Here is an 8720-nt window from a genome sequence, read left to right as displayed (position 1 = left end):
CCGCTCTGGTGCTGGGTGGCCTGGCGGCCGGGGTGCCCGCAGCCTGGGCTGCGGCTCCCACGCCAGCCCTGCTGCAGGCCCTCGAGGCGGCGCTCAACAGCTCTGGCAGCAGCGATCTGGCGGCCCTGCTCGAGGCTGGTCCAGGCTTCGATCCCAGTGAGCTGGAAGCGCGCTACAGAACCCTGCGCGAGCTGTTCCCCGATGCCCGCTGGCAGATCTCACCGGCGGCTCCGCTGCGGGATGGCCGCGCCACCGTCACGGTCACGGTCACCGGCCATCGTCAGGACGGGGCCTACAACTACCAGCTGGAGGCCTCCCAGCAGCTTGCCCTCGAGAGCAGCGGCAACCGGATCAACGGCCAGACCGTGATCCGCGAGCAGTCGATCCTGCGCAGTGGTGACGTCGACCTGCCCGTGAGCCTGCTGATCCCCGATGCCGTGCTGACCGGCCAGCGCTACGACGTGGACGTGCTGTTCGATGAACCCCTGAAAGGTGCCGTGGTGGCCGGTGGCATCGTGCCCCTGACAGCCGAGCAGTTGTCGGCGGTCGAGAGTCCCGACCTGCAGCTGGGTGCCTTGGGCGGCGGTGGCCTGTTCAAGGTCGTGCAGGCACCCACGACCCCCGGCTCCCAGACCTGGGCGATCCTGCTGGTGCATCCCGAGGGCATCGTGAGCGCCACCAAACGGGTGCGCGTGGTGACGGATCGACAGGCTCTGCAACCCTGAAGGGCCCAGCCCGAGCACGGCTCAGGCCAGCAGGATGTCCGTTGGAGCCAGGGGCGTGAACGGGTCCAGCTCGGCCAGGAGGCCACCGCCATTGCCGAAACCGGCGTCCTTGCCGTTGTCGTTGAGGAACAGCTGACCCCTGGGTTCCCAGTACACGAGGGAGGCCTTGGAGGCAAGGCCCTTCTTCAGCGCTTTGCGGTTGCCATCGATCTGTCGGAATCTGGCCGCCTGACCATCCAGGAAACCAGCTGCCACAACCAGTTGATCGATGCCGCTCTCGAAGCCGCTGATCGAGCGGCCCGTCACGCTGTCGATCACGAAGCGGTCGGGACTGCCCGATGGGACCGTTGGAGCCGAGGGAGCTGCTGAGGCGGAGCCCCAGATCTCCACCAGGGCCTGCAGATCAGTGCTCGAGAACCAGGTGGCCGGGGCATCGCCGCCGACCCGATAGGAACATGATCGTGTCCAGGTCGCTGAAGCTGGGATCATCGGGGTTGCCTCCCGGATGCTCAAGGCCGAGGGCATGGCCGATCTCGTGCACAAGCGTGCGCTGTTCCGCTGCACTCAGGCCGGGATCATTGTTGAGTTCGGCCTCGATCGTCACGCCCGATACGGCTGGGATCAAGGATCGCTGGCCCGAGGGCGTCACAACGAAACTGAATTCCGTGTAGGTGATCCCGGTGATCGTGTCGGCGAAGCCGCCGTGGTCGCGAACCTCCTGCACCGACACCAGCTGCAGTGGACTGGCCAAGCTGTTCTCCTGGCTGGCCTGCAGGCGGATCACTCCGGCCAGGCGGGCAAACGTCTGCTCGATGAAGGCCTGCTCCTCCGGATTGATGGCGATCGCAAGCGGCGGAGTGCCGAGCCCGCCGGCCAGATTGCCGTTATCGAAGCCGACAGCCGTGAGGCCATAGCGCAGCTGATGACTGCCAGTGCTGTCTGCCGCGTAAAGCTGGCGCAGCAGATCAAGCACGGTCAGGTCGGCCTTGATCAGGCTGGTGGGCAGCGCAACGGTCATCAGGCCAGGGATTCCGGGATCCGAGCCGGCCGCCGGGCTGTCATGGGTCCTCCGTGGGGCGTTGCGTCCTGCAACCTAGGCAGGCTCAGTGCCGACGTCAGGCCTGGAACCAGCGCATCAGGCAGGACACGTCGTCGTCGCCATGGCCGGCGGCGATCAGCTCCTCTTCCAGATGGCTCACCCGCTCGCTCAACGGCAGGGACAACCCCACTGCCCTGGCGGCGGCCAGGGCGATCGTCAGATCCTTGCGGTGCAGGGAGAGCTTGAACCCCAGGGGATAGTCGCCCCGCAGCATGGTGGCGGCGCGGTGCTCCAGGGCCCAGGAGCCCGCGGCACCGCCGCAGAGGGCCTGCCTCACCATCTCCATGGGCAACCCCAGCCGCTGGCCCAGGGCCATGGCTTCCGCCACCGCCGCATAACTGCCGGCCACCAGCACCTGGTTCACCGCCTTGACCTGCTGGCCTGCGCCGATCGGCCCGAAGTGCGTCACGGTCTTCCCGACGGTCTGCAACAGCGGCATGGCCCGATGGACCGAAGCCTCTGCGCCTCCGACCAGCACCGAGAGCGTTCCAGCCTTGGCACCCTCGGTCCCCCCCGTGACTGGGGCATCGACGAGATCGAGGCCAAGGGGCCTGAGGCGGTCATGGCATGCCTGCGCCTGCGAGGGATCGATCGTGGAGAAGTCGATCACCAATCCGCCCGCAGGAAGAGCAGCGGCGGCACCCTGGGGGCCGAACAGCACGTCTTCCACCGCAGCACCATCGGTGAGACAGAGGCAGAGAATCTCTGCTGTGGCTGCCGCATCCGCTGGTGAGCATCCCCGCGCAGCGCCGGCCGCAGCCAGGGGCTCCTCCGCCTTGCGGGTGCGGTTGTGAACTGTCAGGGGGAAGCCGGCGGCCAGCAGATTGGTCGCCATCGGCGTTCCGAGCTGACCCAGCCCAAGGAAGGTCACCGATGGGAGCGGTGAGTCAGAGCTCTGCACGACCGGCTCGATGCGGATCGCCAGAAGGCTGTCATAACGGCCCGGGCAGCCTTCCCCTGCAGCGCCTCAGGCCAGCAGGGCCACCTCGACACACAGGCCCGGGCCGAAGGCCATGGCCAGGCAGGGGCCGCGAGCGCCGCTGCGCCGCAGACGCTCGAGGATGAACAGCAGGGTCGGCGACGACATATTGCCGCAGTCCCTGAGCACCGATCGGGAGGGCTCGATCAGGAGGGGATCAAGCCCCAGGGCCTCGGTCACCGCTGAGAGGATGCGGGGGCCGCCGGGATGCACGGCCCACGAGCCGATGGCAGCGAGCGTCAGCTGATGGACAGCCAGCCAGCCGGTCAGCCAGGGCCGCAGATGCTCCGCGATCAGGTCTGGGACCCGTGGGGACAGGCCCATGGCGAAGCCGTGATCCTCAATCGCCCACGACATCGCCTCGGTGCTGTCGGGCACCAGCAGGGAGCCGCTGGCGATCAAGCGCCGCAGCCGAGGGGCTGAAGGCGACTCAGCCTCAGGCTCCTTTCCGCAGGCCACGAGGGCGGCGGCGCCGTCGGCGAACAGGGAATTGGCCACGATCCGCTCGGCCTCCCAGCCGTACTGCAGGTGAAGGCTGCAGAGCTCAACCGCGCAGAGCAGGACACAGGCTTCAGGATCAGCCCCGGTGAATCCGGCAGCCACCCGGAGACCGTTCAGGGCTCCATGGCAGCCCATGAACCCCACGTGGGTGCGGGCCACGTCGGTGGGCAGCGGCAGGGCGGTCATCAGGGCGAGATCGACGCCAGGCGCCTGGAAGCCGGTGCAGGAGACCGTGATCAGGTGGGTGATCCGTTCTGGGGGCAACTGCGCCTGGTCCAGGGCAGCGAGAACGGCCCGCAAAGCCAACGTTGGCGCTTCCTGGGCGTAGCGACGCATCCGTTCCGCGGTGCCAGGGCTGGTGGCTCCGAAGAAGGACTGCTGATGGCACGACTCCGTGCCCGTGGGCTCCAGCAGAACGCTGTGGCGTGTGGCAACCCCTGAGCGGCGATGGAGGGTATCGAGGAGCCGGCGTTGGGACGCAGAGAGGACCTGGTTGGGCAGGGCCACCTCGGCGGCGATGGCGGCAGCGTCGCCCTGGGCGATGCGATGGGGGGGCAGGGCCGTCCCCAGGCCGTGGATTGTCAGGGACATGGCTCTGGGGTCAGACGTTCCAGGGTTGCACCACCCAGCTGCTGGAGGAGTGGGGCGGTCAGTGCCGGCCAGCGCTCGGCCGCCGCCAGCAGGGTGCGGCTCAGGCCGGGGCGCCGCAGGGCGAAGGCCAGGGCATGGCAGAGGCGCTGCCTCGATCCGATCAGACGGGCATGGCGGCGGGTCCACTCCCTCTCGAGGTCTCGGCTCCAGTCCTCCTGCCCCTGCAGCACCAGGGGCACCGCCGCCAGAGCCCCGACCAGAGCCCAGCCCATGCCCTCGCCCGTGAAGGGTTCCACGTAGCCAGCGGCATCCCCCAGCAGCAGCAGCCGCTCGGCCGCCGGGGGTGTGCTCTGGCGGGTGAGGGCCGGGGTGGCCCGCCAGGAGGTCTCGCTGCCCTGGGGCACGGGATCGAAGCCGGCCTCGGCCAGCACCGTGGCAGCGCAGGCGGCCGGACCTCCGGCAGCGATCAGGTGGGTGCGGTCGAAGGCCGCGGCCAGGTTGAGGCCCCCGTCTTCGTTGCGCACCAGCCCCACATAGCCGTGCTGGCCGATGGCCATGTGGATCGTGCCCTTGCCATAGCCGCTCACCTCGGCGTCCAGCCGGCAGCCGGCGCCGACCCTGGCGTGGGGGTTGATCCGCGTCTGGATCGGGATGTCCGGATCCAGCCCGGAACTGCCCAGCCCCGTGGCCAGCAGCACGACCCGGGCGCTGGTGCTCTGATGCTCGTCGCCGGAGCGCAGCAGCACCTGCCTGCCCCCCGGACAGGCACCGCCCACGCTGGCCTCGGTCTGCAGGCGCAACACGGCTCCGGCAGCCACGGCGGCCTCACTCAGGGCCAGGTCGAAGCGGCTCCTGGAGAGGGATCGGCCCACGGGCAGGGCGAGGTCCACCTGATGGCCTTGCAGGCCGAGGCGGAGCCGGGCGAGGGGAACAGCGCCCTGGTCGTCAACCAGGTGGCCCAGGCCTGCATCGTCCAGGGCCCTGAGGGCGACACCGTTCAGGCAGCTGCCGCAGACCTTCCAGCGGGGAAAGGCCCGCTTCTCCACCAGCAGCACCCGCAACCGGCGACGGGCCAGTTGGTGGGCGGCGAGGGCGCCGGCAGGCCCGGCCCCGACCACGATCACGTCCCAGTCCGGAGCGTTCATCAAGGCTGGGGCGGGCCGCCTGGCCGGCGCCAGCACAGCAGATAGCGCTCGGGCCAGCTGCGCCGGATCTTGGCGCCATCGAGACCCGCCCGGACCGCCAGGGAGCGCACTTCCTCCAACTGGAAGGCGCCCTGCACCGAGACGGGGCCATCGAAATGGACGATCGGGGAGCGACTCAGCAGGCGGCAGCCCGCCCAGGCCAGCCCGTAGCCCAGGGGACTGCGGATCAGGTCATTGACCAACACCAGCTGGCGGCTGGCGCGACCCATGCGGCTGAGCAGACCCACCGCCGCCTCCTCGTCCAGATGGTGCAGGAAGAGGGTGCAGAGGATGACGTCGTAGTCGTCAGGCAGGGGATCCTTCAGGGCGTCAGCCTGGAAGAAGACTCCGTCGAGATCCCGCTCCCTGGAGCTGCGTGAGGCCATGGCCACCGCCTGGGGGCTGAGGTCGCAGCCGTCGACACGCACGGCGAGCCCTTCGCGACGGGCCCGTTCCGCCAGGGCACTGGTGTTGTCCCCGCCGCCGCAGGCCAGATCGAGAACCCGCAGGGCCTGTCCGTTGTGCTCCCGGGCCAGGAAACGGATCGGAGCAAGCAGGGAACCCACGGCACCACTGAGGGCGTTGATCCTGCGCAGACCCTCCAGGGCCTCGGTGTGGGCGGCGGGATCGAGGCCAGGCTGGTCCATCCACTCGGGTTGCCGGTGCCGCTGGGCCAGTGGCTGGAAAAGCATCAACAGAGCACGCGGAGGCCTGGGCTGTCGGCGCGGGGGAAAAGCTCGAGACGGTGTTCCTCGCCGACCAACAAGCCCGAAGCCCCGACCTTGACCCAGCTCTGAAGGTTACGGGCTGTAGGCGGACCTGAATCACCAGGACGCGGATCCCGCCCGATGCCGCCGCAGCTCACCCAGTTCCTGCAGGCTGACGCCGCCATCCCCGTTGCGGTCGGCCTGGCTGAAGTTCTCCTGCAGCCATCGCAGGTCCTTGGCTTCGCCGCGCTCGATCCGGCCATTGCGGTTGTGATCGGCCCGCAGGAACATCGCCCGCAACCGTTCGCCCTGCCATGCAGCGCGGTGGGGCACGAAGTCGGCGGGGGTGAGATGGCCTCGGCCACTGCGATCCAACCGTTCGAAGTGCTTTTCGATGTAGGCATGTCCCCGCACTTCGCTCCGCTCGAGGCGTTGGTCGCCGTTGCGGTCCAGCCGCCGGAACAGGTTCTGCAGCCGCTGGCGGTAGGTCTCGAGATCCCGCTGCTGCTGGGCCAGCTGCATGGCGTGCAGCGGAGGGGATGGAGCAACGGCCGCGGCCAGAGCCACGGCCGTGCCGGCCATCAGGGCAGCCAGCCGCCGCTGCCGGCGCCCCGGCCGGAGCCGGAGGGCGGGAGGCAACAGTTGCGGCGGGCCGGAAGTCCCCATGGGCCAAGGTTATGAAGTGCGCTGCCCCTGGCTGTGACCAACCTCAGTCCCAGGTGTGACCAGATCCTTCCGCAGCGGTGGCGGGCCGCTTCGCTCCATACAGTCGGCCCAGGCCGTGCCGGCCGGTTCCCCTCCTCCCCCCCTGGCGCCATGGGCAAGACGCAACGGATCTGGGTGGTGGATGACGATCCCGAGCTGCGCCAGTTGCTCGGCACTTACCTCACCGATCAGGGCTATGACGTGCGCTGCCTGGCCGGTGGCGCCCAGCTGATGGCCCGGCTCGAGAACCAGCGCCCCGATCTGGTGGTGCTGGACGTGATGATGCCCGGTGACGATGGCCTCACTCTGCTGCGGCGGCTGCGCGACCGTGGCGACGATCTGCCGGTGGTGATGCTCACCGCCCGCGGTGATGCGGTGGACCGGATCATCGGGCTGGAGCAGGGGGCCGACGATTACCTCGCCAAACCCTTCCTGCCGCGGGAACTGAGCGCCCGCATCGAGGCCGTGTTGCGGCGGCGCGTGGTTCTGCCGGCCGGCACGCCGATGGCGGAAGGGCAGGAGGTGTGTTTCGGTGACAACCGGCTTGACCTGGCCGCCCGCACCCTGCGGCGGGGAGAGGAGTCGATCGTGATCACCAGCGGGGAGTTCAGCCTGCTCAGTGCCTTCGTGCAGCATCCCCACCGGCCTCTGTCGCGCGAACGCCTGATCGAGCTGGCCCGCGGACCCGATTCCGAGACCGACAGCCGCAGCATGGATGTGCAGATCTCGCGGGTGCGCCGCCTGGTTGAACCCGACCCCTCCAGGCCCCGCTACATCCAGACGGTCTGGGGCTACGGCTACGTCTTCGTACCGGATGGACAACCGCGCAGTCGCTGAGTCACCCGGGGGATTTCGGCGCCACAGCCTGCTGATCCTGCTGCGTTTCCTGCTGGTGGCCGCCGCCGGCTTCAGCCTCAGCCTGGTGCTGCTGCAACTGCTACTGGCACGGCGTCTGGAGCGGGCCCAGATCGCCCAGCTCGGCCAGGAGGTGGCCTTCAATCTGCGTCTTGGGGAACTGGCCCTGGAGCGCCTGCCCCCATCGGCCGTGGCCCAGCTCACCGGCTTGCCCCTGCGGGTGGGTCCACAGCCCCTGCCCACGGGCGATCGGCGCCTCTATCGGCAGGCCGGTCGCCTGCGGCTCGAGCTGTGCGAACGCCTCAACAGCTGCCCCACCGTGGTGCCGGCAGGGCTTGAGGCCCGGGGGGTCTGGGTGGAGCTCCTGTCTCCCCTGGAGCCGGTGTGGCTGTTCACGGCCCTGCCGCCGGCCTCGCGCTGGCCCCCCGACCCGCTCGTGCTCAGCCTCGCCCTGGTGTCGGGAGGAGGACTGGCGGGTCTGGCCTTTCTCTGGCTGGAGGTGCAACGCCCCCTGGCCCAGCTGGAGCAGGCGCTCGGCCGGGTGGGCCGCGAGGCCCAGCTGCCGCCGCTGGTGCAGCACGGCACCGGTGCCGTGCGGCGGCTGACCCTGCGCTTCAACGCCATGGTGCAGCGGCTGGAGCTCAGCGAGCGGGAGCGGGCCACCATGCTGGCCGGCATCGCCCACGACCTCAAGAGTCCGATCACGCGCCTGCGCCTGCGGCTCAGCTTCGCACCCCTCTCCGGGCCGGAACGGGACCGCTCCGAGGCCGATCTGGACGCACTCGAGCTCATCACCAGCCAGTTTCTGCTCTTTGCCGGTGGCGCCGATGCCGAAATCCCGGTGCGTCTGCCGCTCGATCAATTGCTGGCCGAGCTTTCCGCCGCCTTCGATCCGGCTGTACTGGAGCTGGACCTCGAACCGATGGAACGGGTGGTGCAGCCCACCGCCCTGTCCCGTGCCGTGGGCAACCTGATCGACAACGCCCTCAGCCACGGTGAACCACCGCTGCGGCTTGTGCTGCGCGCCACAGACCCTGACACAGCAGCCAACGATCCAGAGGAGTTCCGCATCGAGCTCTGGGATCGGGGCGCCGGCATCCCACCGGAACGCTGGGAGCAGGCGTTGATGCCGTTCCAGCGGCTGGATGAGGCCCGCGGCGGCCAGGGCCACTGTGGGCTCGGCCTGGCGATCGCGGCCCGGGTGGCGTCGATGCATGGCGGAGTGCTCTATTGCCGCCGCGGCGATGGACCGCAGGCGGGTGGTTTTGCCGTGGGTCTGCGGGGCCGCTCGATCCATTCCGATCCGGTCACACCTGGCCCCCTGACCGGACACAGTTCCGTCAGACCCTCTGCCGACCATGGGGCCTGACTGCA

The 8720-nt window shown here is 69.5% G+C and carries 10 protein-coding genes; 3 read left to right on the top strand and 7 right to left on the bottom strand.

Translation table 11 applies throughout. The annotated features are described in order from the left end of the window. A partial coding sequence (locus VB777_RS16975) for a hypothetical protein (protein WP_323250428.1) occupies positions 1-725 on the top strand: 725 nt, incomplete at its 5' end. Between the two features lie 21 nt (positions 726-746). Here VB777_RS16975 and VB777_RS16970 read toward each other — a convergent pair. From VB777_RS16970 to VB777_RS16940, 7 genes are all read right to left on the bottom strand, one after another. Continuing rightward, positions 747-1115: a hypothetical protein gene (locus tag VB777_RS16970; protein WP_323250426.1), complete on the bottom strand. Its 369-nt coding sequence runs from the start codon at positions 1113-1115 to the stop codon at positions 747-749. Positions 1116-1128: 13 nt separating this feature from the next. After that, a complete protein-coding gene (locus VB777_RS16965) occupies positions 1129-1743 on the bottom strand; it encodes a hypothetical protein (RefSeq protein WP_323250424.1) in 615 nt (204 codons plus the stop codon). Between the two features lie 97 nt (positions 1744-1840). Further along, on the bottom strand, positions 1841-2695 hold the full coding sequence (locus VB777_RS16960; protein WP_323250422.1) for an NAD(P)-dependent oxidoreductase: 855 nt from the start codon (positions 2693-2695) through the stop codon (positions 1841-1843). Positions 2696-2791: 96 nt separating this feature from the next. Next, positions 2792-3895 carry a type III polyketide synthase gene (locus VB777_RS16955; protein ID WP_323250420.1) on the bottom strand — a complete coding sequence of 368 codons (1104 nt, stop codon included), beginning with the start codon at positions 3893-3895 and terminating at the stop codon, positions 2792-2794. Continuing rightward, on the bottom strand, positions 3886-5040 hold the full coding sequence (locus VB777_RS16950) for an NAD(P)/FAD-dependent oxidoreductase (protein WP_323250418.1): 1155 nt from the start codon (positions 5038-5040) through the stop codon (positions 3886-3888). The genes VB777_RS16955 and VB777_RS16950 overlap by 10 nt, the downstream gene beginning before the upstream one ends. Continuing rightward, the gene (locus tag VB777_RS16945; protein WP_322758169.1) at positions 5040-5771 is read right to left on the bottom strand and encodes a methyltransferase domain-containing protein; all 732 of its coding nucleotides are present in this window, start codon (positions 5769-5771) and stop codon (positions 5040-5042) included. Before VB777_RS16945 ends, VB777_RS16950 begins: the two co-directional genes overlap by 1 nt. A gap of 132 nt (positions 5772-5903) precedes the next feature. Next, on the bottom strand, positions 5904-6425 hold the full coding sequence (locus tag VB777_RS16940) for an EF-hand domain-containing protein (RefSeq protein WP_197158391.1): 522 nt from the start codon (positions 6423-6425) through the stop codon (positions 5904-5906). Between the two features lie 177 nt (positions 6426-6602). Here VB777_RS16940 and VB777_RS16935 point away from each other — a divergent pair, with 177 nt between their 5' ends. Together VB777_RS16935 and VB777_RS16930 are read left to right on the top strand one after the other, a co-directional pair. Beyond that, complete coding sequence (locus VB777_RS16935; protein ID WP_323250416.1) at positions 6603-7328, top strand: response regulator; 726 nt, start codon at positions 6603-6605, stop codon at positions 7326-7328. Further along, on the top strand, positions 7306-8715 hold the full coding sequence (locus tag VB777_RS16930; RefSeq protein ID WP_323250414.1) for an ATP-binding protein: 1410 nt from the start codon (positions 7306-7308) through the stop codon (positions 8713-8715). The genes VB777_RS16935 and VB777_RS16930 overlap by 23 nt, the downstream gene beginning before the upstream one ends. Positions 8716-8720 lie beyond the last annotated feature (5 nt).

The organism is Synechococcus sp. CCY9202, assembly GCF_034931685.1.
Taxonomy (GTDB): domain Bacteria; phylum Cyanobacteriota; class Cyanobacteriia; order PCC-6307; family Cyanobiaceae; genus CBW1002.
The sequence above is the reverse complement of the archived record's forward strand: the minus strand, read 5'-3'. Positions and strand labels throughout refer to the sequence as shown.